The sequence below is a fragment of the Parendozoicomonas haliclonae genome (assembly GCF_900174585.1).
Classification (GTDB): domain Bacteria; phylum Pseudomonadota; class Gammaproteobacteria; order Pseudomonadales; family Endozoicomonadaceae; genus Sansalvadorimonas; species Sansalvadorimonas haliclonae.
On record NZ_FWPT01000004.1, the window covers coordinates 124,179 to 145,914 of the forward strand.

Annotated in this window: 20 protein-coding genes; 12 read left to right on the top strand and 8 right to left on the bottom strand. The window is 49.3% G+C overall.

The genetic code is table 11. The features are described 5' to 3' along the window. The first annotated feature begins 128 nt into the window (after positions 1 to 128). The gene (locus EHSB41UT_RS09710) at positions 129 to 779 is read left to right on the top strand and encodes a hypothetical protein (RefSeq protein WP_087109225.1); all 651 of its coding nucleotides are present in this window, start codon (positions 129 to 131) and stop codon (positions 777 to 779) included. A gap of 58 nt (positions 780 to 837) precedes the next feature. Here EHSB41UT_RS09710 and EHSB41UT_RS09715 read toward each other — a convergent pair whose 3' ends face one another. After that, a complete protein-coding gene (locus tag EHSB41UT_RS09715) occupies positions 838 to 1,098 on the bottom strand; it encodes a hypothetical protein (protein ID WP_087109227.1) in 261 nt (86 codons plus the stop codon). Positions 1,099 to 1,249: 151 nt separating this feature from the next. On the opposite strand from EHSB41UT_RS09715, the gene EHSB41UT_RS09720 reads away from it, so the two are divergent. Then, positions 1,250 to 2,485, top strand: coding sequence for an ankyrin repeat domain-containing protein (locus tag EHSB41UT_RS09720; RefSeq protein WP_087109229.1), 1,236 nt, complete (start codon positions 1,250 to 1,252; stop codon positions 2,483 to 2,485). 19 nt (positions 2,486 to 2,504) lie between these two features. Here the strand turns inward: EHSB41UT_RS09720 and EHSB41UT_RS09725 are convergent, their stop codons facing one another. Next, positions 2,505 to 4,091 carry a hypothetical protein gene (locus EHSB41UT_RS09725; RefSeq protein ID WP_087109230.1) on the bottom strand — a complete coding sequence of 529 codons (1,587 nt, stop codon included), beginning with the start codon at positions 4,089 to 4,091 and terminating at the stop codon, positions 2,505 to 2,507. 121 nt (positions 4,092 to 4,212) lie between these two features. Between EHSB41UT_RS09725 and EHSB41UT_RS09730 the strand changes: the two genes are divergently transcribed. Beyond that, entirely contained in the window at positions 4,213 to 4,557 is a 345-nt protein-coding gene (locus EHSB41UT_RS09730) for a DOPA 4,5-dioxygenase family protein (RefSeq protein ID WP_087109232.1), read from the top strand. A gap of 25 nt (positions 4,558 to 4,582) precedes the next feature. Here the strand turns inward: EHSB41UT_RS09730 and EHSB41UT_RS09735 are convergent, their stop codons facing one another. Both EHSB41UT_RS09735 and EHSB41UT_RS09740 read right to left on the bottom strand, forming a co-directional pair. Beyond that, on the bottom strand, positions 4,583 to 5,389 hold the full coding sequence (locus EHSB41UT_RS09735; RefSeq protein WP_087109234.1) for a prolyl hydroxylase family protein: 807 nt from the start codon (positions 5,387 to 5,389) through the stop codon (positions 4,583 to 4,585). Between the two features lie 16 nt (positions 5,390 to 5,405). Then, entirely contained in the window at positions 5,406 to 6,743 is a 1,338-nt protein-coding gene (locus EHSB41UT_RS09740; RefSeq protein ID WP_087109237.1) for an aldehyde dehydrogenase family protein, read from the bottom strand. Positions 6,744 to 6,904: 161 nt separating this feature from the next. Here EHSB41UT_RS09740 and EHSB41UT_RS09745 point away from each other — a divergent pair, with 161 nt between their 5' ends. Together EHSB41UT_RS09745 and EHSB41UT_RS09750 are read left to right on the top strand one after the other, a co-directional pair. Then, positions 6,905 to 7,261, top strand: a complete 357-nt coding sequence (locus EHSB41UT_RS09745; protein ID WP_087109239.1) for a winged helix-turn-helix transcriptional regulator — start codon at positions 6,905 to 6,907, stop codon at positions 7,259 to 7,261. 2 nt (positions 7,262 to 7,263) lie between these two features. Then, entirely contained in the window at positions 7,264 to 7,827 is a 564-nt protein-coding gene (locus EHSB41UT_RS09750) for a pyridoxamine 5'-phosphate oxidase family protein (protein ID WP_087109241.1), read from the top strand. 39 nt (positions 7,828 to 7,866) lie between these two features. Here the strand turns inward: EHSB41UT_RS09750 and EHSB41UT_RS09755 are convergent, their stop codons facing one another. Further along, positions 7,867 to 10,365: a ricin-type beta-trefoil lectin domain protein gene (locus tag EHSB41UT_RS09755; RefSeq protein WP_087109243.1), complete on the bottom strand. Its 2,499-nt coding sequence runs from the start codon at positions 10,363 to 10,365 to the stop codon at positions 7,867 to 7,869. Positions 10,366 to 10,561: 196 nt separating this feature from the next. On the opposite strand from EHSB41UT_RS09755, the gene EHSB41UT_RS09760 reads away from it, so the two are divergent. From EHSB41UT_RS09760 to EHSB41UT_RS09780, 5 genes are all read left to right on the top strand, one after another. Next, positions 10,562 to 11,404, top strand: coding sequence for a hypothetical protein (locus tag EHSB41UT_RS09760; RefSeq protein ID WP_087109246.1), 843 nt, complete (start codon positions 10,562 to 10,564; stop codon positions 11,402 to 11,404). Positions 11,405 to 11,516: 112 nt separating this feature from the next. Continuing rightward, positions 11,517 to 12,566: a phospholipase A gene (locus EHSB41UT_RS09765; RefSeq protein ID WP_207626611.1), complete on the top strand. Its 1,050-nt coding sequence runs from the start codon at positions 11,517 to 11,519 to the stop codon at positions 12,564 to 12,566. Between the two features lie 600 nt (positions 12,567 to 13,166). After that, complete coding sequence (pdxH, locus tag EHSB41UT_RS09770; protein WP_087109248.1) at positions 13,167 to 13,805, top strand: pyridoxamine 5'-phosphate oxidase; 639 nt, start codon at positions 13,167 to 13,169, stop codon at positions 13,803 to 13,805. Positions 13,806 to 13,949: 144 nt separating this feature from the next. Next, complete coding sequence (fusA, locus tag EHSB41UT_RS09775; protein ID WP_087109250.1) at positions 13,950 to 16,007, top strand: elongation factor G; 2,058 nt, start codon at positions 13,950 to 13,952, stop codon at positions 16,005 to 16,007. Positions 16,008 to 16,907: 900 nt separating this feature from the next. Then, positions 16,908 to 17,252 (top strand): hypothetical protein, encoded by a 345-nt coding sequence (locus EHSB41UT_RS09780; protein ID WP_087109252.1) that lies wholly within the window; start codon positions 16,908 to 16,910, stop codon positions 17,250 to 17,252. A 2-nt stretch (positions 17,253 to 17,254) separates the two neighbouring features. Here the strand turns inward: EHSB41UT_RS09780 and EHSB41UT_RS09785 are convergent, their stop codons facing one another. Both EHSB41UT_RS09785 and EHSB41UT_RS09790 read right to left on the bottom strand, forming a co-directional pair. Next, the gene (locus tag EHSB41UT_RS09785) at positions 17,255 to 18,091 is read right to left on the bottom strand and encodes a hypothetical protein (protein WP_087109254.1); all 837 of its coding nucleotides are present in this window, start codon (positions 18,089 to 18,091) and stop codon (positions 17,255 to 17,257) included. Between the two features lie 76 nt (positions 18,092 to 18,167). Continuing rightward, positions 18,168 to 19,043 carry a hypothetical protein gene (locus EHSB41UT_RS09790; protein ID WP_133060460.1) on the bottom strand — a complete coding sequence of 292 codons (876 nt, stop codon included), beginning with the start codon at positions 19,041 to 19,043 and terminating at the stop codon, positions 18,168 to 18,170. Positions 19,044 to 19,187: 144 nt separating this feature from the next. Between EHSB41UT_RS09790 and EHSB41UT_RS09795 the strand changes: the two genes are divergently transcribed. Beyond that, positions 19,188 to 19,868, top strand: coding sequence for a zinc metallopeptidase (locus EHSB41UT_RS09795; protein ID WP_087109258.1), 681 nt, complete (start codon positions 19,188 to 19,190; stop codon positions 19,866 to 19,868). A gap of 99 nt (positions 19,869 to 19,967) precedes the next feature. Continuing rightward, entirely contained in the window at positions 19,968 to 21,158 is a 1,191-nt protein-coding gene (locus EHSB41UT_RS09800; RefSeq protein ID WP_087109260.1) for a BaiN/RdsA family NAD(P)/FAD-dependent oxidoreductase, read from the top strand. Between the two features lie 70 nt (positions 21,159 to 21,228). Here EHSB41UT_RS09800 and EHSB41UT_RS09805 read toward each other — a convergent pair whose 3' ends face one another. Continuing rightward, entirely contained in the window at positions 21,229 to 21,573 is a 345-nt protein-coding gene (locus EHSB41UT_RS09805) for a DUF7225 domain-containing protein (RefSeq protein WP_087109262.1), read from the bottom strand. Between the last annotated feature and the right edge of the window lie 163 nt (positions 21,574 to 21,736).

The following is a 21,736-nucleotide window of genomic DNA, read 5'->3' on the forward strand; positions in this document are numbered from 1 at the left end:
TTACGGCCATTAAAAACAAGAAATTTATTTAAAGTGCCTTAGTAAACTTTTCAAATCCCCCTGTGATACAAATCCTTCACTGCATTTCATGCAGGCGTTTTATAAGACAAATAATAAAAAGGCTCTCTATGATTGGACTATGCGGTGCCAATAAAAACGACAAGATCACACTGGCAAAACAGATCAGTCAGAAAGAAGACTTTCTTCTTATCTCTATCGATGAAGAAAAAATACTCACCAGTCTGGGTATGAAACTGGGCGAAAACTATTCATTTTCTGAGCGTCTTGGATTTTATCAGAGCCTGTTATCTCACGCTGAAAAGGAGTGGAGCGATACCAATGGCAACAACTTCATCACAGACTTCACACCACTCGATATCGCCGCACGTTTGATGGTAGAGACAGCCAACACACCTCTTTCCGCCATGGAGCAGGCGACACTCTATGAGTTTCGGGAGTCCTGTGAATATCAGACAGAAGACAGCTTTACAGCCACACTTTACGTTGAGCCCACTGAGACCATGATGGGAAAAATCGCCGAAAAACCGGGGGATATCACTGCAAGTCACCGCGAGTGTCTTGATGCTGTAACCCGAGGATTAATGTACGGCACTTATCCGGTGGGCACGATGGGAGGCTCCCCCATACGATTAGGAGTCGTCTCTCGTTATGAGAGTGAAGAGAGCAGCAGAGCAGATTCAGCAATCAAGTTGCTGGACGAAGTTATGGGCATCTTTGAAATTATTAGGCCCGATAGGGAAAAATCTCCCGTGCATTAAGAACAATAAAACACGCGCGTGCAGCTCTCGCTGCACGCGCTATTCTGAAAGGTCGCGATTAACAACCACCATCTCCCCCACAGCCTCCATCACTTCCGCCACCACTGCCATCCCCATAAAACACACCAGATGAACCGCCAGAGCCTGTTCGAGTACTGCCGGAAGATGCACTAGGGAATATGAGTGAAACAAACGCACCTACAGAAAAGAACCAGCCCATCACATACAGGACATCACTGATCAATAAGGAAGAGGATTCGGGATCATTGAAATGAAAGCAGGCAACGGCACAGGTAATGAGTAAAAACAGTTTCAGCATAAGCGACCTCTTTTAATATTTTCTATTCGGCCTGCTTTTATCATACCGTTCCGTTAAGAATTTACGAATCTCACCGCTAATCCCCAGACAGAAGTATTCCCGCCTGCAGCCGATATCCAGTGGCATCAGCCTCTCAGGAATCGCCGGATCAATGAAGAACCCTCTGATAACCGCATTGCTCTCTTTATCTCTGCCCCTTATTGCGGGCTTGAGCACAGCGGACAATGCCGTTGATAGCCAGATTATTCCCGAGTATGAGCTTGCGGAGACTAAGACCGCGAACGATAAGGTGGAAGAGATTGTTCTGCGAGCCTATGCCCAAACCTTCGAGCAGTTAAAGCAATCCGAAGGTCCAGATGAGGCCATTGCCCTGTTGAATGCACCTATTTCCGGCAAAACAGAAAAACGCGGCCGTCACCTGTTGTCCTTTGCTGCCTTCAGTGGCTTCAGGATGCTGGCACAGTGGGGGCTGGAAAATGGTGCCGATATCAATGCCGGGGATAAGGACAATGCCACAATGCTGCGTATGTCCATGGCTAACCGGCTGTATTACATGGTTGATTTCGTTTTGCATCACGGTGGCAACCCCAATCTTATTGCCGGTGATGGCCAAAGAAATATGATTGGGGACATGATGACTTTCGGGTGGCCCCTGCGAGGGTTTGAGCTGGCCTGGGAGTACGGAGCCCGACTGGAGAATGCAGCACAGAAGACCAGGTTGATTCAATATCTAAGCGAGAAAGACATGTCTCGTGAGGACAACGCCAGGCGGCAGGCATTCCTCCGCCGCCTTGATGCTCCGGAAGCAATCTATTCAGGAGCCTGGCAGCAGGCTGCCCCTGCCAGACAAGTTGAGACAGAGATGATCGATGTTATGGATCGTGAAATCATCGCGGCTATTGAAGGGGGAGAGTTACCACCCTCTTTTATTGCCGCTTTCAGCTGTCATGGAACGCCGCTGCCGCACTATCTCTCTTTCAACGGTATGACCAAGAGCCTGAACATGATTCTTGAGCAAGGCAATGGTGTTGAACTTGCCAGACTTCGCGATAGAACGGGCAATGATTTACTCACTGCCGCCATTAAAAGTTTAAATGTGGACGCAGTCAGGGCTGTTTTGAATGTCTATCCGCAGGCTGTCGTGCAGATAACGCCTAATCTCCCCAATTACTACAGTGCCGGAGATTACCCACTTCATATAGCCGTTAAGTGGATGGTCTCTGATGAAATCTTTGCTCTGCTGCTCAAGCATGGTGGCAGTGATTCTTTAAACAAGAGAAACAAATCCGGCCAGACACCTTTAGAGATGGTTGAGTCATGGTATACCTATGGTTATCTGGAGCAGGACGCTTATGACAGGCTCAACCGTGCACTACAACAATATTAAACGAAGAGGGAACTTTCTCTTAAGTTCCCTTCCCATCATCGCTTTCAATTTGATTCAACCTTTGGGTTATCGACACAAGACAAAGCGCTTTGCGATCATCAGGCAAGTCTCCCTTTTCTATACGACTATATAGACCTTTCAGAATTTCCGTGCTCATACATTCATAAAGCTGACCAAAGAACGAGATAGCTTTATCCGGCGTAAAGCGGCAGACCTGTTCATGATTCTGCCAGTTCTGCGGCATAAGCAGAGAGACCTCCTTTGGATAATCTCGCAGTACATAACAACCGACCATCTGCCCATTATTATCCTGTTTCATGCCGCTACGTGGACGACAAAGCATCTCTTTTTGCTCACGCAACAGAGCCAATGTCTCAATGGCTAATTGAGCACGGCTTCCGGGGAAATCTCGGGGGATCAGTTTTTGAATATCCGCCTCAAGATTCTTGGCATCCTCACCACTGACCGGTAATTGCTCGACCATACTCTGGTATAAATCATCCTCGGCCTCCTGATCAGTTTCATCATTCAGGGTTTTCAGATGAATCTTGGCATCGTTGTACCAACCCCGCAGTTTCTGGCCAACCATATTTGTCAGTGCTTCACGTTGAGGTTCTGCATTGGCACCTCCTGAAAAGTGAACCCTCCGCAGACCTTTAACCGCAGATGGCTCTTGGCGGGATTTTTCAAACATTGCATCCAGCATGGATAAAGACGTAGCGGCCGAACAACCTGTCGCCTTAACCAGTGCCTTTTGCAGTAATGGCTCCAGAAGATCCCCCTGTGCAAAAAGGTGCTGCAGGGCTGCAAGGATCTCTAATGCTTCAGCCGCCACTTCTCCCAGTTCATTTACAGGAATAAAACCATGATGAATGCTTTCCAGATCGTTATAGTCGAGTCGAGCAATACACTCTTCCAGCGACGCAAGCCTTTCAGGTTTATACAGCTCCCGGAGATGAGCCGTTAGCAGCTGTTCCACTGTCTGGATTTCTTCTTTCAGCCATTGCCTCGATTCCGCACTCAAATCGGTATGCGCTGATTGTTTATGGAGTGCCCATGATCGAGTCAGTAATAGTTTTGCACTTTCAATAGAAGGTTCGATGGATGCCAGCTCGGCACTGGGATAATCCCTGTTCACCATAAATGGCGACAGGCTTTGGCTTAGAATTGCCAAGGCTTTGTCCTTCTCTCCGATACAACCTTCAATGCTTTCGGCTAAAGCAACGTCCAGACACTTTCCAACGTCTGGAAGCTGTTCAAACTCCAGCCAATCGCGCAAAGCCTTCGACAGCTGTTCTCTGGTTACCTTATCAGGATCCCCACCCAACAGATCCAGAAGCTCGGTACCCTCGAATCCCATCATAAGAGTATCTTCAGTTACCGGTCGAGTTGGGCAAACTTTCAAGGGTCTTACCTTACGGGTAGCACCTTGATCGGGAGGAGCATCCGATTCTGAAGACTGTCTTAAACCCTCTGTCACATGCGGATTCGGCTGAGCCTCTTTGACTCGGGTATGGCCAAAGCCGACAGATTCCGTCTCTTTAGTCTGAACAGTCTGGTCAGCGGGTTGTCCCGAATTTGGTGGGGAAGCGGGTAGGCGATCCATGGCCTTTCTATCCTGATCTTTTCTTCAGTGTAAGACATGCCGGAGGTGACTAATCAGAGTACACTGCGCTGATACCGGCTAAGCCAAAAACAATAACATCCCAATAATTGGAGCAGTCACGTTGTCTAAACCTCCAGTCAATATCCATAAGGTCTACCACGCCCACGTTTATTTTGATCAGAGTACTCTGGCTTTCGCCACAGAACTCTGTGAGCAGGCTGGGCAGAAGTTCGGCCTGAAGGTTGGTCGTGTCCACCAGAAGAATGTTGGTCCACACACCCGCTGGAGCTGCCAGATTCTGTTTACCTTTAAAGATTTTGAACCGTTTATTCCCTGGCTGGATGCCAACCGGGATGGGCTCAGCGTACTGGTGCATGGCGTGACCGGAGATGATCTGAAAGATCATACCGACTACGCCTATTGGCTGGGTGAGGCGGTGGAAGTGAATCTGGAAGGGCTGAAGTAATTCAACCCTTCCGAGCCGAGTGATATCAGATCTCGAACAGGATATCGGTACGGATAATATATTTCGTACCTTTGGTGATCGGCTCAGAGCCATGCAGGCAGTGCAGCGGATGCATCCCGTGAGGGAAGCACAGCACACCGCCTGCTGGCGTGCGAATCTTCACCGCTTCCACATCATCGCCCCGACGGGCGGGACGCGACGGATCATTTTTATTCACCAGAAACGTGGTTTCGCCGCCATCAAAATCCTCACTAAGCAGAATCAAGAAGGTCATCTGGCTCCAGCGATCCTCATAGGCCTGCCCGATCAGATCACCATCGATGACCCGACTGCCCGGCCATGAGCCATCGGTATGAATCTGGAAATAGTCACCGGGCTGGTAGCGGTAGAAGCGGAACCGGGCATTGATACCCAGAGCCTGCTTGCCGCCAAAGATCCCTTGTTCATCCGTAACCAGATGCTGGCAACGTTCCCAGATTATTTTGTCGATGCTTTCATCAACCACCCAGGTCACGTTGTGGTTATGGCGAATCTCCCGCGGCAGAGAAACGGCAGCATCCTTCAAGTAGCCCAGCTCTTCTGTGGACTGGATCAAACGTTCACACTCTTCTGGTGTAAGAACATTTAACAGCTGGAAAGCGCCGGGAACACCCGGCACTTCAACCCGCTCGACATTACTGGAGTGAGATGCTGCAAGCTGCGTTGGATTAGGCTGATGGTTAGCCCAGGTTGGCAGGGCTGCATGTTCCGCACCCGGCTCATGGGCAACTACATAGAAGCTATCCCTATAAAAGCTATCTCTTGAACTCGAGGTCGTTTGGCTGTTTATCATTCTGACCACCTTCCTTTTATTTACCGATCACCCGTACCTGCGCAAACTGCCTGTGCCCTTCCGCTGAACCATGGAAACCAAAGCCGCTCTGCTTGGCTCCAACCCATGGCGCCTCGCCAGCACCACCCGGCCCCTGGTTGATGCCGACCATACCGGCTTCCATCTGCTCGGCGACGGCTTCTGCACCTTGTCCGCCAAAGACCACTGCGCCCAATCCATAGATGGAATCATTGGCACGTTCTATCGCTTCCTGGATATTGGTGAAACGGCTGATCGCCACCACCGGGCCGAAGGTTTCTTCACTCTCCATCCGCATAGCTTTCGTCAGGCCGGTGATCACCGTTGGCTGAATATAACGCTCCGGCTGGTTGGAACCGCCTAACAACACCTTGGCACCATGAACTTCCGCATCACGGATATGCTCTACGATACGGTTGTGCTGTCGTTCATTAATAATGGGGCCAACATTTACTCCCGGCTGATTCCACGGCCCAACACTCAGAGATGAAGTCAGTTCCACAACCCGCTGTTCAAAACGGTCAGCAATGCGCTCATCCACATAGATACGTTCGGTGGAGGTGCACATCTGCCCGGCATTCTCGACACTGCTGCCGACAGCAAAACGGGCTGCCGCTTCGATATTGGCATTATTCATCACGATCATCGGATCATTGCCGCCCAACTCCATCACCAGACGTTTCAAAGAACCGGCAGCACGCTGCATGATGTCTCGCCCGGCAGCCATCGAGCCGGTGAAGGCGACAATGTCCACGTCACTTTCCACCAGTGCTTTACCCTGTTCGCTATCACCATGAATGATCTGCAGTACATGCTCAGGCAGTGTCTGGTTGAGAATCTCGACAAACGCCTGGGCAATCAGTGGGGTTTCTTCTGAAGGTTTGAAAACAACAGTATTACCGGCAATCAACGCCGGAATTATCAGGTTATTCGCCATCGCCAGCGGGTAATTCCATGGCGAGATAACGGCAGCTACACCCAAAGGCTGATACTGCAAAGTTGTGCCATGGCCAAGGTTGCGCGACTTCAAAGCCTCGACCACACCCTGACCGATATACGGCCCGGAAAAGATACTGCCCTGCACTTCACTGGTAGAACGTCGTATATCCTTACCCATCTCCATACTGAGCAGTTGAGCCAGTCTTTCAGCATGGGGCTCGGCTTTGGCATAGGCCGCCTCAACAATCGCCAGCTGTTCTTTGGCTGTTTTACGGCGCCAGATTTTGGCTGCCTCTTTCGCCTGTGCAACAACGGCTGGAATCTGATCTGCAGGGGTAACGGTGACTTCCCCGACCAGCTCGCCATCGGCCGGGTTAAATGACTTCAATACATTCATGGCTTTCTCATAGACTTACTGGTTGTTCTTGTCGCTGACTGCGCTTGTCACTTATTGCTCTTGTTTCTCACGGCACTGGTCAGTGTTTACTGTGCCGGTATACTATTTCCCCGTAGAGAACTAAATCAACCAGTTAACTTTTAGTAACCTGGATAACAAGAATGTCCGAAGCTGCCGTTACCGCTCCCCGCTCGCGCAAGAAAGACCATGAAATCTGCCTTGAACCCTGCTCTATAGAAAAGGCCATGCGCCTGATTGGCGGCAAGTGGAAAGGCTCTATTCTCTTTCATCTCAAAGATGGCCCGGTGCGCTTTAATGAGCTTTCACGGATGCTGGGCGGTGCCAGCAAAAAGATGATTGATCAGCGTCTTAAAGAATTGGAAGGGGAAGGCATGGTGCTCCGCAAAGTTATGAGTGATCGTCCAATCGCCGTCAGTTACGAACTCACCCCGTTCGGTCAGTCGGCTTTGGGTATACTGAATGAACTCAAAAAATGGTCAGAAGAATATGAGGTATAGGGATGGGAAAGCTTCATACAGAAATAACGGATGAACAGCAGGCGTTTATTGAACGCCAGCAGATATTCTTTGTGGGCACTGCAGCGACTGAAGGATCGGTCAATATCTCCCCCAAGGGCATTGATAGCTTTCGGGTCATCAACCCGAACCGAGTTGCCTGGCTGAACCTGACCGGGAGTGGCAATGAAACCTCAGCCCATGTTCAGCTGAACCCTCGTATGACCATTATGTTCTGTGCATTTGAAGGGCAACCTTTGATCCTTCGCCTGTACGGTCAGGCCAGAGTTCTGCACCAGCAGGATAAAGACTGGCAGAAATACTTCGATCTATTCCCCGATCATCCGGGAACACGGCAGATATTCGTCGTCGATATCGAGCGTACCCAGAACTCCTGCGGCAAAGCTGTGCCTTTGTATGACTATGTTGCTCAGCGGGAGGGACTGCTTAGCTTTGCTGAACGCCGTGGCCAACAAGGTATCGAGGAATATTGGGAACAGACTAACCAGACCAGTCTGGATGGCTTTCCAACCAATATTGTTAAGCGGTCAGGTATTGAAAAGAAGTAGAGGGCAGCCTAAGCCACCCTCACAACCTACTTAGCCTGCTTACTCCACCCGGAATGATGAAACATCATCATTCATAGATGAGAGAAAGGGTTCAGATTCGGTAACTGTGCGGGAACTGCGGCGGAAGTCGTAATCCTTATAGATAACGGCCCGCGCACCACCACTTAGTTTCATTGATGTGGTTGTGTCGTTTAAACCGTACCAGCCCATATTCCGGTAAGCCTGCCCGGCCTCAGCACAGAGCGGCGTTCCTTTATAGTCGGGATGTTCATAGGCACAGGCATAACGATCGCTAGTACGGGACTCTATCCGGATGGAAGAGACGGAATCATTCAGCTGATCCATCTCTATCGCATCATCCATAACCTTAATTTCACGCCCGTTAAAATCCCTGTCGCTATAAAGAATGGCAGTCAGGTCACCATACAGTCGGAATGAACTGATTCTGTCGTTGAAATGGTTTAGCCAGTCAACACTCTCCGATGTGCAAAATGCCTTGCCCTGAAAATTGGAATGCTCATAGAAGCAGGCAAAGTCGCCATTTTCCGGCACGGCAACATCACCATTCTCATAAACGACAGACCACAGCTGATAACTGTCACCACGGAACTCTCCAATGGTGGCATTGCCATTTGTCACCTGCAGAGCTTTTTGGGAATCCATGCGAGATCGAATACTGTTCCCCATAAAGCTCCAGGCCTGATTGGCATTTTTATGGCAGCTGTGCAGCATGACATTGGCGTTCTCTGCGGAAGAGCCGCCCTCAACATCCAGGCAGGTAAACCAGTTATTACGGGAGTGAATACGCCCTTCACCATCTCGCATCCATTTCTGGCTGTTGGTTGAGCTGCACTCTGAAAGAACCGTGTTACCCGAGCCATCGACTGTCAGGCACTGGCCACCTTGCTGCTCTTTTAACTGGAACCATTTGTACTGATCGAAGACCCGCTCAAACCTTTGGTTGGCTCCACCGTGCTGCTGCCAGACGGTGAGATTGGCACCCGGATAATTACCATTGGCATCCATTACTAGTGAGTAGTTATGACGGCTGCGGACAAAGCCCTCTTCATCCAACCCCCAACGCATATTGTGTTTATTCTGGCAGGTGAAGATCTGCACATTGCCGCCGTTGGATGCATTACCCTCAGACAAGTCCAGGCAGAAACCATCATTCTTCTTATTCACCAGCTTGGCACCGCGGGTATGGCCAGCCGTTTCACTGGCGCGCAGATACCACTTCTGGTCATGGCGCTGTTCGGAACACGCGGCCAGTTCAACATTCTGTTTATCGTTCATAACGCCATCTTTGACCGACACACACAGTCCGCTGCGCTGATCCTTCAAAGCAAAATAGTCCGGGCCAAAATCCTGCTCTATGGGCCTGCCCGTCTGCCCTATCTTTGTGCGCTGATTATTCAGACGCCAGTAGCCGGCTTTCTCTCCTGCGGTAAACCGTACGCTATGGTCTTCTTTCAGAAGCGGACCACCTTCGTTTTTCTGCACGCCTGTTGTCATGGTGAAGGCGTAACTTTGTCCTGTAACCAATGGCTGGTCAGGAAAGAAGGCCACGTAATAATCACTGGCCCGCACATGGCCCGCCACCTTCTGCCCGGTGGCATCGGTCACAAAAACATTCTCACCATTGAGACCTGTGAATGTGCGATTCATCACCATCACGAGATGGGCATCGGCATCATGGCTTTGCCCTTCGGCCGGCCAGCTCAACATCACTGGATTAATCGCTCCCAACCCCTCTGGCGAGATAAATGCTTTCCACATTTCCTGCCAGATACTGGCGGTGATCTCACCGTACAGTGGCAGACCAATGGAGTCGGTCATCATATTTTTCATGTACCAGGGCGCATAAGACATGTAATCGTCATAGGAGTTCTCAGCGATAAACTTGGCCGGCTCGAAGGTCAGCGCAATGTTATGGGCTCGGAGACCATCACCCAGATAAGCGGCATCGGTTTCCACACCCAGTTTTTGATAGGTTTCAATCAAGTCGGGATAGGGCGCTGTATAGCTGAAGGTGAAATGCTTGCCGGCTTTCCACATGGCGACATCACCACCGGTATCCAGATCACCTACCCAAAGATCATCACTCCAATACTCCTTCAAAAACCCCTTGCGCATCATCATGATGTCCCAGGTGGAATCCTGAATACTGTGGGCCAGAATGCCCATGTAATTGCCAACCGCTTTTAAACACTCCGCATCACCTGCGGCATAGCAGTTGGCGACATCATATTTCTGGTTAATGTGATCAAAGTAGGGGCGATGAAAACCTGCGCCATGAGTTCGGCCAAAATGACCGTACGCCTCACGACCCGGTAAAACTTTTATCGCTTGGCCAAAATCGGGATAGACCGTTCCGGTCAGCATAAAACGTTCATAGTCGGTGATGACGTTTTTCAGCTCACCGGCCGGTAATTGCTCAAGTGCATCCTTACTCATGTTCAGATGCGTCGTCATGCCTGCTGCATTAACAAGTGACGTTGCGCTGAGTGCGGCCACCAGTGTGAGGGACTTTTTCATTGTTTTGGTTTCTTATTATCCGGGTTAATCGAGACTGCCAGGCCGCCCTCTACAGTAATCCAAAGGCACTACATAGCCACACAATAGCTACAAACAGTACGAAAGTGCTAAATAAGTTACATACCAATAACGAAACCACAGGTTTATTACAAATTTTCTGTGTTTATAAAAAGATTGATGGTTCTACACTAAAGGCATGAAAAAGCTTCTTGCCTGCGCTGGTGTGTTCCTGGTTTCCCTACTCACCAGCTGCGATACCACAATATCAACAACATCAGCACCAGAAACATCGGGGCAGGTCAGGATCCATCCGCTGTGTATAGATGAGCTGGTTCCCCTGTCGGGCTCAGTCGATCAAAGCATTACGGTTGATCTGCAACAGTGCGCCAGCAAATATAAAGCCTTTTCCTTTACTCACCCCAAGCCCTGGCAAGCCAGTTGGGAGAAACAACAGTCTGATGACTCCTCCCCTCTTTATGAGGAACTGCCGGCCTTTGCGGAGTATCAGGTTATTGGAGGGTTAGCTTCCGGCCTCACTTTACTCAGCTACAAAGTAAATTATGGAGGCTCCGGCACATTCAGTTATGCGCTGGTTGTTGAAGGCTTCGATGGTCACTCAGGAAAACTGACCGCCTATAAAACGGTTATCGGGGGAGATCGTTGTGACGGCGGAATTAAAGATGCCATGATCACCAGCCCGGAATCCTTCATGCTGGTGAAACATGCCACTCTGGCAGAGCTTGTCCGCAGAGGCGAAGCTAAAGCCGATGAAGGGACAGAGAACAACCTTCCGGACTGCTCCACCTGTTGTGCCGGCACGATACTGGAGAGCTATCAGGTTGATGGTGCAAAGCAGTTAAAGCAGGCTTTGTTTTACCCACCAGCTGACACCTTGCAGGCTGCCAGCCAAAACACCAATGAACGGTGCCTCTATCTTCGGTTGGGGAAAGGCCAGTACTCCCAACGCCTGAACCCTGAGCAGCTTCATGAGTTACAGACTTTGTTTCACAACCTGTGCGAAGGGAAAGGTTCGGATTAGCTCTGAGTAATATCCTTCATTGTGAAGAATCGCCACTCTCTGCATAATAACTGTGCAATCGGGCACAAAGCCCCGCCCCAAAACTAATCCGGCGAACAACATTCACAAAACAATGAAAGTAAGGACAGCAAACACGCTTGCTGCAGCTATTGCAGTAACGACCGCTGCTTTTGCCAGCATGGCTCAGGCAAATCCACAGGTCGATTCGACGCAGTACCAGCAATGCATTATGGAGCACCTGGCAACTGCAGCACCGGATACGACTGTTTCCGAACTTAAGGCCCGCTGTGAATCATTAAGCCAGAGCATCAGTGTTGCCGCTTCCGAGCAACCGGCCGAGCAGACACAAACACCGTTCGAGCACCGTTACACCGTTGAGCACGAGACCCGTGATGAACTGTTTGTGCTCCAGCCGCACAAACCCAACTACCTGCTGCCGATTTCCCATAGCTTCTCCAGAAACTACGTGACCGATGGTGATCAGACCTACAAACTGGACAGTAATGAAGTCCAGTTCCAGATCAGTCTGAAAACCCCTGTGGCGCAGGGGCTGTTCCACGAGAACGGCGATCTTTACTTCGCCTATACCAACCGTTCCTGGTGGCAGGCTTATAACAGTGATATTTCCAGCCCGTTCCGGGAAACCAATCACGAGCCGGAAGTGTTCTACAGCTTTACCACCGATCATGATCTGTTCGGCATGAAGGTGCGTAATCTGACACTCGGTTTGAGCCATCAGTCCAATGGTAAGGGTGGTGATCGTTCCCGCAGCTGGAACCGGGTTTATGCATCGGTACTGATGGAGAAAGGTAATTTCTACCTTCACCTCAAGCCATGGTTCCGTCTGAAGGAAAAAGAGAAAGATTACGTTGGTGATCCGAACGGTGACGATAACCCGGACATCAACAAATATATGGGCAATGGTGAACTGTCCATGTTCTACAAGTTCTCCAATGAACACAGCCTGAGCCTGATGCTGCGTAACAACCTGCGCAAGGATAATAAAGGTGCCGCCCAGCTTGGCTGGTCCTTCCCGCTGCCAGGTGCTGAAAGACTGCGCGGTTATGTTCAGTACTTCAACGGCTACGGTGAAAGTCTGGTCGACTACAACGAAAGCGTCAGCCGCCTCAGTATCGGCTTTATGCTGACCGACTGGCTCTAGCACCAGAAAGAGTAACGAGAGAAGGGCTGCACACTGCAGCCCTTCTTTTTTTGAGGCAGAAAAAAACGGAACCAATGGTTCCGTTTTGAGTGCTCTTTCAAGCGGATTGCTTTATAGAATGTGTGGTCAAATTTTTCTTTTGGCTTCCATGCTTCCGAATCTGCCGGACCATTTCATATGGTCTCTCATCAGTATCCGAGCTCCCACTACTTCGGATCAGCCACAAAAAAGCATCCTGCAAAACAATCCGTTCGTACGCCATTATGGTTTTTATTATCTGGCAAGAACTGACTTTATTATTTTTATTAGTAGTCATTTATTATTTTTATTGTGCCCGTATAAATGCAGAGCCGATGCCAACTTTAGAAAGTCATTTAATTTCAATAGGTTAAGTCGAAACCCACTTTTCTAAAGCAAGCAGATCGCACCAGCTGTTACGTGTGCGCACCCGTTTGAGGTAACACATTCCACTGTGAGGTAACACCGGGTAACAAATTCGCACAACCTCTTTATCCGTTACCGACACAGTGCCATTATGAGACTGCCATTATTTGAACACGGGCTTCCGTCCTTCAGTCACCACCGTAGCGGAAACAGGCAATGGATCTCAGCGCATTACGAGAAGAATACACACGCGATGGTTTAACCAAAGATCAGCTCGCTCCCCATCCGGTGCAGCAATTCACCCAATGGTTTGAACAGGCGCAAACCATGCAGCTGGCCGAGCCCAATGCCATGAGCCTGGCTACAGTGTCTGCTTCCGGACAACCCAACCTCCGCACTGTTCTGCTGAAGTACTTTGATGAGAAAGGCTTTGTGTTTTTCACCAATTACAGCAGTAACAAAGCCCAGGAGATTGAAGAGAACCCACAGGTTGCGATTTCATTTCTGTGGCTGGGTTTGGAACGGCAGGTCATTATTCGCGGTACAGCTGAGAAGATCAGCAAGACAGAAACCATGAAGTATTTTCTCAGCCGGCCCCATGGCAGCCAGCTCGGTGCCTGGGTTTCCCACCAAAGTTCTGTAATTACCGGCCGCAAGGCGCTGGAAATGAAGCTTGATGAAATGAAGCGCAAGTTCAAACAGGGAGAAGTGCCTGTTCCTTCCTTCTGGGGTGGGTATCGGGTTAAGCCGCACAACATTGAGTTCTGGCAGGGGCGCCCGAGTCGTCTACATGACAGGTTTGCCTACTTCCTGCAGGATGATGGTCAATGGCAGGTTGATCGGCTGGCACCTTAAGGCGTGTTTTCCAGGGAGTCGTCTAACGGCTCCTTTATTGACGCGGAACAAATTATTCCCATAACCCCCTCCATATACTGATCCGTAAAAACCGCAATCACTTTTCCTGTTATTAAAAACGAAGAATCCCACAGGAGGGATGTGATGACCGGCTACACAAGCGATCAGATTCGTAATATTGCCCTGCTTGGTCATGCAGGGAGTGGCAAAACTTCACTTGCAGAGGCTTTGCTCTACCACAACGGCAGCATAACCGCGCCCGGTAGCATAGAAGGGCGCAACACAGTCTCCGATTTTACCGACCTCGAAAAGCAAGCCGCACACTCCCTCGAAACCTCCGTCCTGTACCTGCCGAATTCCAACAACTGCATCAATCTTCTCGACACTCCGGGATTCCCTGATTTGTTCGGTCGGGCTATAGCTGCGTTACCCGCAGTGGAAACAGTTGCGCTTGTTATCAACGCCCGTAACGGGATTGAGCCGGTCACCCGTTATGCCTGGCAACAACTGAAAGAACGTCACAAGTGTGGTCTGATTGTTATCAACCACATGGATGAAGCCGATGATCTGGAACAACTGGTTGAAGAGATCAAAGCCACCTTTGGCAACCAGTGCCTGCCTATCAACCTGCCAACACCAACCGGCATAGTCACTGACTGTTACTTTGATCCGGATGAAAGCATCACCACCTCCTTCTCTTCTATTGAAGATGCCCACCGTCATCTGGTTGAACAGGTTATAGAAGTCGATGAAGAGTTAATGGATCTCTACCTGGAACAAGGTGAGATCATTACTGTTGAACAATTGCATGCACCTTTTGAAGCTGCATTGCGGGAAAACCATCTCGTTCCCATCTGCTTTACCGCCGCAACAACGGGTCAGGGTGTCGAGTTGTTGCTGAAGGTTCTGTCTGACCTAATGCCTACTCCGCTGGAAGGGAATCCACCGCTGTTTGTTAAAGGCACCGGTGATGATGCTGTAGAAGTGTCTGTCGTTCCGGAAACGGATCAGCATGTGATTGCCCACACCTTCAAACTGAATCAGGATCCTTTCGCCGGCAAGCTTGGCACCTTCCGAATTCATCAGGGCATAGTGCGGAACGGCAGCCAGTTATTTATCGGGCTGGGCCGTAAACCGATTCGCATCACTCAGCTGGTCAAACTGCAGGGCAAGGAACAGATTCCGGTTCAGGAAGCATATCCCGGTGATATCTGTGCCATTCCTAAAGCGGATGCGCTTTATTTTGATGCAGTACTACACGACTCTCACGATGAAGACGATTTCCACCTTCGTCCGCTTAACTTCCCGGCACCGGTTGCCAGCCAAGCTGTAGTCTCTGCCAACCAGGGCGATGAACAGAAAGTGTCCGAGATTCTTCAGCGCATGTGTATGGAAGATCCATCACTCAAACTGGAACATCGGGAACGCCAGAATGAAACTGTGCTTTTAGGCTTGGGTGAACTCCATCTGAAGACAGTTTTCGACAAGATGTCTGCTGTGTATAAGTTGCAGGTTAAAACCTATACACCTTCCATCGCCTACCGGGAGACCATCACCCGCAATGCCGAAGGCCATCATCGCCATAAAAAACAAAATGGCGGGGCAGGGCAGTTCGGTGAAGTCTTCCTTCGTATTGAACCGTTACAGCGTGGTGAAGGTTTTGAGTTTGTCGATGCTGTTGTTGGGGGCGCCATTCCCGGCCAGTTTATTCCAGCAGTGGAAAAGGGCGTGCGCGAAGTTATGAGCCAGGGTGCGGTTGCCGGCTATCCGATTCAGGATGTGAGAGTCACCGTTTACGATGGCAAGCATCATCCAGTGGATTCCAAAGAGATAGCATTCGTTCAGGCCGGTAAAAAAGCCTTTATCGAAGCGATGCATGCAGCACGCCCCATTCTCCTGGAACCGTTTGTGGCGATGGATATCACCGTACCGCAGCAGGCTATGGGAGATATTACCGGCGATCTTTCCACCCATCGCGGGGTCGTTAGCGGAACCGATGCCTCCGGGCAGGATCTGATCATTCATGCACTCGCACCCTTGGCCAGTGTTCACGATTACAGCAATCGTCTGAAAGCCATTTCTGCCGGGGAAGGGTCCTACACGCTGGCATTCAGCCATTACGACCCGGTTCCGGCAACTGTGCAAAAAGAGCTGATTAGCGCATGGCTGGATCCGGACCATACCCCACACGCTGCCGCATAATCATCGCTTTATCCACATTCCACACCAAAGCCTCTGTTCACAGGGGCTTTTTTATTCACAACAAGAAACTCCCAGCCTTTTCCCCTGTTATTAACTCTTCTCCCACGGGAATAACACAGCCTTCTGTGGATAACTTTTGATCTATCAGTTATTCACAGGAAACCGTGCACAGCTTGTAGAAGACTACCGTATAGCCTGTGCCCATCCTGTGCTGACTAAAAATTTACAGGAAAAAGATGTTTACATCCGTTGCACAAACATCGGATAAGAAAAAATAACCTGGTTGTGGAAAAGAGAGGCTGCCAGTGCACTTTCTGTTGATAAAAAACTGTCCAGAACCCTCTGGATCAAGGCCTTCAAGGCTCACAGGAAGGAGTCTACAAGGTTATCAAACTTCATTTTTTATCGCTGTCAGGATTTTCAGAACGAGAACAAGTTACTCCCGGAGAATGACAGGTTAATCCGCTGTCATCCACAGAGATATACAGGGATATTCCCGGAGCGGAAACAAAGAGGAAAGGACCACCACCTGCGCCATACCAGGTGGCGTTCATAGAACCTCTCAGCCGCCCTTTATTGTTTTATTGGGAGCAGGCTGACGGGCAGGGCTGTTATTTTTGTTATGAGTTCTACAAAGCACAGTCCGTGCCAGATAAATGAGAAGAGGGAGGGTTTAGGGAAGTGCAGAACTCGTGCGGCTTTTTAATAACACCATGCCCTTTTGAGACGTTACCCACATGACATCCGGTGTTAACATAATAATTATGCAGGTAATAACAAAGTCGAACACATCGATCTCTAAAAAGCCTGCCAGAACAATTATTGAGGCTCAACCTCACACAAAGTGCGTTTCTTACTCTCAGCTGTGGTTTGTCCACAGCCCATCAAAAGGAGTCCGTTATGCGCAATACATCTTCGACTTGCACACCCAATCGGAAAAGCCTGACTACCCTTACGCTGATCTTGGCGCTAAGTCTTCCTGTCGCCACAATTCAGGCATCAGATATTGTTATACATGACTCTGGCGCAAGGATCGCAGGAGAACTGATATGGAGTGAGAGCCCGGCAGCACAGGCGCCAGTATCGACACTTGCTCTGTTTTCACTAAAAACCGAGAACTGTGGAACGCTGGACTTTCAAGCCAGTATGGCAGGACTGATCTGTGTGAACTGCACTCAGAATACCGGCGTACTCAAGCAGTGCCAGATTCCAAGAGAGAATAAAGGCTGGCGTTATCAGCGGTAGAGCTAGAGCTTTTCTACCCGTAGCTCGATAAGACCGGATTCGCTGCTGGCATCATCACTACGAACAGTTAAGCCTCGCTTGCTGGTGTCAGTGGCAGAGCCGGTACTGCCGATTTCAATCCATTGGCCTAGGCCACCTGAAACCGTTGTAGATACCCTTCGGGTGTCGATCGCTTGCGAACCATGCTTATCATCCGTCTGTAGAATATCCAGCAGCACCTGCTCGCCCACCAGCCTTGGGATCACATAAAAGCCCTGATCAGCAGGGAGGTATTCTGTCACATACTGCCGGTTACCCAGTCCATCAATCTGCACAGTAGTGACCGGGCGGGATTGTCCAACGGCTATATAAGCGGGCATACCGGCCGTCGCCCGCACACTTTGAGTGCCATTACTTTTCCCCTTGGCACTGTCACTACGAATGGTGATTGTGCCGGGCTGATCACTATTGCCGACCTGAACCCGGCCATTAGCAAAGGTGCCTTCGGCTGAGAGTTTTTGTTCGTTATAACTGCGAGTCTTCGGGGTGCGTACTGTAATTAACAGCTGCTGAGGGACAGTGTCTATTTGCTTGAGCAGATCTTCGACCAGCGCTTTTTCTTTATCTGTTACTTTCAGGATCAGCTGATTGTTGTACGAGCTGACAGTTGCATCCTCGGGCAGCAGCGCCTTAACCGCAGGGAGCACCTGATCGGGTACGGAATAGGAAAGGGGAATGACCACCAGCTCACGCTCATTGGCGAAAGAAGGAGACATCAGGACAAATGATAGTGAGACACCAACGGCAATCACTTTGACTGCACTGTGAATTTGTTTTGAAAAAATACGACGTTTGCCCATGCCCATTCCCCTTTTGCGATAAGGCTGCCGATTTTTATAAACCGTAATGAAAGTATACCGGCTTCACATCAATGAGCTACAAGCCTTCATCATCAGAATCGCCCCACAAATCCACCTCATTAATATTTACCTTTGGAATAGTGGGCATGCTTTGTGCTGAAACCTCAAGCGATGAGGAGAGTCTGACTTCAGAATCACAATGCAGATTTAATCTGTCTGACCTGGAGCGGTCTGGCTGCAGCTTAAGCTGACAACTGATTTGTAAATGCTGCCCCGCATAGAGTTCTTTTTTTCTTTTCCTGAATTTTGGGATCAACCTGAGCTTATGACAGATGGTAATCTCACCGGGTGTTTGCGTTGACACTGCTATGGAGCCCACTTTGATTTTAGAAGTGATGTCGCCAACTGTGTCCACATCCCACAAAGGCTGGGCAAGGTTCATTCTAATCCACCCAAGCAGTCCATTAGAGAGTCGCTGAACATAACTTTTGGTTAATACGTGCCAGGCTGTCGTGCTCAGTAGTGAACGCTCTTGAAGCAAATGCTGCTTCAGAAACCCAAACACCGGATACTCTTTGGGTTTTACCATACGAGAAAGAGAGCTCAGTACTCCAGCATTTTTGTCCGACTCGATTGTCTTGTTATCAATAGAAAGTACTTTCGCAAGGACACCTGCATCAAACTCTTCCTGATCAGATAACCAGAAGTTCATCGATTTCATAATTGACCGGACTTGAACAACAGATATCTCGTTAAGTGCGGAAGATAGCGTTTTGTCCTCAATCGCTAAGTGTGTTTTTTTTAGCAACTGTTCGCTAAATGATGGCGGCTCCTGAACGTCTCGACTGAACGCCTCGGCAGCCACATCACTGCCCACCTCATCTCCAGGAAAATGCACCCAATCTTCATCAGAATCATAAGAGCCCACACCACCCGATGCCACGTGATTCATATCCAAGCCTTCTTGATATAGAAAGGCCAATGGTGTCGTGAACGACCTCTGAAAATGTATAACGGCCCGGACAGGCACAATAACAATCCTTTTAATCATCATTTTTAGGTAGTATTCAGGATATAGTCACAATAAGAATGTCCTATGCACTTTGCACTGTTGGCACTGGCGATCCTGGCTCTAGTCTTCGGTCCTCAAATCTGGATTAATCATGTCCTGCGTAAATACAATCGTGAGCGCCCGGATCTTCCCGGAACTGGTGGAGAGCTCGCACAGCACCTGATTGAGAGGTTTGAACTCGATGCATCGGTTCTAATGGGGGGCAAAGATGATAATTATTACGACCCTGCCCAGAGAATCGTCTTCCTATCACCTGATTATTACGATGCGCGTTCAATTACAGCTGTAGCCATGGCCAGCCGTCTTGTCGGCTACGCTATGCAGCATGCAGAAGAACATCCGGGTTTTCTGAAGCGCTATAGTCGTCTTAGTTTTGCCTTAAGAGTGGAACGGTTTAGTGCTATTGCCTTAATGATTACTCCCGTAATTTTTCTACTAACCCGAGTTCCACATAGCACCTTGCTGACCATTGTTATCGGTGCCTCCGGCATGCTGGCAGCCATCTGGGTGCAAATCCTGAACCTACCGGTTGAGAAGGATGCCAGTTACAACAAAGCTCAACCAATTCTGGAGGAGGGTTATCTTTCGCCTGTGGATATACCCGGTGCACGAAGAGTTCTAAAGGCAGCTGCTTTTTCGTATGTCGCTGCTGCAATGACCAGCCTGCTAAACCTTGGCCGATGGTTTTCGATTCTGCGCCGCTAAATCCCGTGCTGACCTACAGACTGCAAGGGTTATAACCACTGGTATCAGCGGTTTTAACCCCTTATAGTTCCCGGCTTTTGCCTGTCGGAAATCCAGAATATGTCTCTACCGAAAAGCTGCGATGTTGTCATTATTGGTGCCGGTGCTGCCGGGCTGATGTGTGCGCTGACAGCAGGCCAGCGGGGCAGAGATGTTCTGGTACTGGACCATGGCAAACGCCCGGGTCGTAAAATCCTGCTGTCTGGCGGTGGACGCTGTAACTACACCAATATGTGGGCCGAAGCTTCCAACTATCTGTCTCAGAACAAGCACTACTGCAAATCAGCCCTCAGCCGTTTTACCCAGTGGGACTTCCAGGCCATGGTGGATAAGCATGGTATTGCCTGGCATGAGAAAACCCTCGGCCAGCTGTTCTGCGATAACAGTTCCAAAGATATTCTCGATATGCTGCTGGCCGAATGTAACCAGCCAAATATCAATATCACCAGCAAGGTTGAGATCAGCGAAGTTGCTTCCCGGGATGAGGGCGGTTTCACCATTACTACCAGCATGGGAACAGTGCAGGCTCAGTCTCTGGTTATTGCCACGGGTGGATTGTCTTTCCCGACCATGGGCTCGACTGACTTTGGCTACCGTATTGCCAAACAGTTTGGTCACAGCATCGTAGCAACACGCCCGGCTCTTGTTCCCTTTACACTGGGCAAAGACGATATGGCACGCTTTGCTAATCTTTCCGGCATCAGTACCGAAGTTATTGCCAGCTGTAATGGCGCCAGCTTTCGGGAAGCCTTGCTGTTTACCCATAAAGGTTTGAGCGGCCCATCCATCTTGCAGGTTTCCAGCTATTGGAATCACGGTGATGCCATCACCATCAACTGGCTGCCACATATTAATGTTGAAGAGTGGCTGCAAGAGCAAAGAACGGCTCGTCCGCGCGCCTTTCTAACCAGCATTCTTGCAGAACATCTGCCGAAGCGCCTGGCCACTGCTCTGGCAGATTGGATTGGCGAAAAAGGCGAAGCCAGCCAGTGGCGTAAGGAAAGTGTTCAGAACATTATCACCATGCTGAGCGAGTGTCGTTTGGTTCCTAATGGTACTGAAGGCTATAAAAAAGCAGAGGTGACGATTGGCGGCGTCAATACCGATGAACTGTCGTCCAAGACCATGGCCAGCCAAAAGCAGGACGGTCTCTATTTTATTGGTGAAGTGGTAGACGTTACCGGTTGGCTCGGAGGGTTTAACTTCCAGTGGGCGTGGGCCTCTGGTCACTGTGCTGGCTTGTTCGTTTAACTTTCTACACACCACATAAAAGACAGATTTAACTTTCTGTCTTTTATGTGATCAATATCCCCCATTCGATTTATTTGCACATAGCTTCCAACTGGGATTGGGATATATAGCTCCCTTCATAATAACAACCGGTTAAAGTATTTTTTGACTTATCATAAATAAATCCGGTGTAAGGAAAATCAAACCCTTTGTATTCATATTCTCCAGTTAAACCCGTATGCTCTAAAAACTTTCGATCTGGACTCTCTCCACGATCAATCCCTTTATTCGTACGGTTGTAGCAGTAATCAGAAGGGATTATCGAGTCTTTATTAATATTTTCCTTCCTATGCACAAGCTCGATGATCTCACTACGTGTAAATTTCAACTTCCCAGATTCACGCAAGACTTTCTCTACAATTTCGTTAATAGGCATATAAATATTCTTAATGTTGATAGTTGTTATTTAACTTTTATGCGTCGATGACACTCTACAAAGAAAAGGATGTATCTGACATGTGCATTGTAGCGGTAAACTGCATATTTTTATTTTTTAGAAAATTCGCTGCTTATTAAAAATTGATTTACAACTCAAATAG

What these genes read in the sequence shown, in the direction of transcription:
- EHSB41UT_RS09740 (WP_087109237.1), bottom strand. Translation starts at nt 6,743, where the DNA reads ATGAATGTATTGAAGTCATTTAACCCGGCCGATGGCGAGCTGGTCGGG.
- EHSB41UT_RS09755 (WP_087109243.1), bottom strand. Translation starts at nt 10,365, where the DNA reads ATGAAAAAGTCCCTCACACTGGTGGCCGCACTCAGCGCAACGTCACTT.
- pdxH (WP_087109248.1), top strand. Translation starts at nt 13,167, where the DNA reads ATGGATCTCAGCGCATTACGAGAAGAATACACACGCGATGGTTTAACC.
- EHSB41UT_RS09805 (WP_087109262.1), bottom strand. Translation starts at nt 21,573, where the DNA reads ATGCCTATTAACGAAATTGTAGAGAAAGTCTTGCGTGAATCTGGGAAG.
- EHSB41UT_RS09720 (WP_087109229.1), top strand. Translation starts at nt 1,250, where the DNA reads ATGAAGAACCCTCTGATAACCGCATTGCTCTCTTTATCTCTGCCCCTT.
- EHSB41UT_RS09800 (WP_087109260.1), top strand. Translation starts at nt 19,968, where the DNA reads ATGTCTCTACCGAAAAGCTGCGATGTTGTCATTATTGGTGCCGGTGCT.
- EHSB41UT_RS09760 (WP_087109246.1), top strand. Translation starts at nt 10,562, where the DNA reads ATGAAAAAGCTTCTTGCCTGCGCTGGTGTGTTCCTGGTTTCCCTACTC.
- EHSB41UT_RS09745 (WP_087109239.1), top strand. Translation starts at nt 6,905, where the DNA reads ATGTCCGAAGCTGCCGTTACCGCTCCCCGCTCGCGCAAGAAAGACCAT.
- EHSB41UT_RS09765 (WP_207626611.1), top strand. Translation starts at nt 11,517, where the DNA reads ATGAAAGTAAGGACAGCAAACACGCTTGCTGCAGCTATTGCAGTAACG.
- EHSB41UT_RS09785 (WP_087109254.1), bottom strand. Translation starts at nt 18,091, where the DNA reads ATGGGCAAACGTCGTATTTTTTCAAAACAAATTCACAGTGCAGTCAAA.
- EHSB41UT_RS09795 (WP_087109258.1), top strand. Translation starts at nt 19,188, where the DNA reads ATGCACTTTGCACTGTTGGCACTGGCGATCCTGGCTCTAGTCTTCGGT.
- fusA (WP_087109250.1), top strand. Translation starts at nt 13,950, where the DNA reads ATGACCGGCTACACAAGCGATCAGATTCGTAATATTGCCCTGCTTGGT.
- EHSB41UT_RS09715 (WP_087109227.1), bottom strand. Translation starts at nt 1,098, where the DNA reads ATGCTGAAACTGTTTTTACTCATTACCTGTGCCGTTGCCTGCTTTCAT.
- EHSB41UT_RS09735 (WP_087109234.1), bottom strand. Translation starts at nt 5,389, where the DNA reads ATGATAAACAGCCAAACGACCTCGAGTTCAAGAGATAGCTTTTATAGG.
- EHSB41UT_RS09725 (WP_087109230.1), bottom strand. Translation starts at nt 4,091, where the DNA reads ATGGATCGCCTACCCGCTTCCCCACCAAATTCGGGACAACCCGCTGAC.
- EHSB41UT_RS09790 (WP_133060460.1), bottom strand. Translation starts at nt 19,043, where the DNA reads ATGAATCACGTGGCATCGGGTGGTGTGGGCTCTTATGATTCTGATGAA.
- EHSB41UT_RS09750 (WP_087109241.1), top strand. Translation starts at nt 7,264, where the DNA reads ATGGGAAAGCTTCATACAGAAATAACGGATGAACAGCAGGCGTTTATT.
- EHSB41UT_RS09780 (WP_087109252.1), top strand. Translation starts at nt 16,908, where the DNA reads ATGCGCAATACATCTTCGACTTGCACACCCAATCGGAAAAGCCTGACT.
- EHSB41UT_RS09710 (WP_087109225.1), top strand. Translation starts at nt 129, where the DNA reads ATGATTGGACTATGCGGTGCCAATAAAAACGACAAGATCACACTGGCA.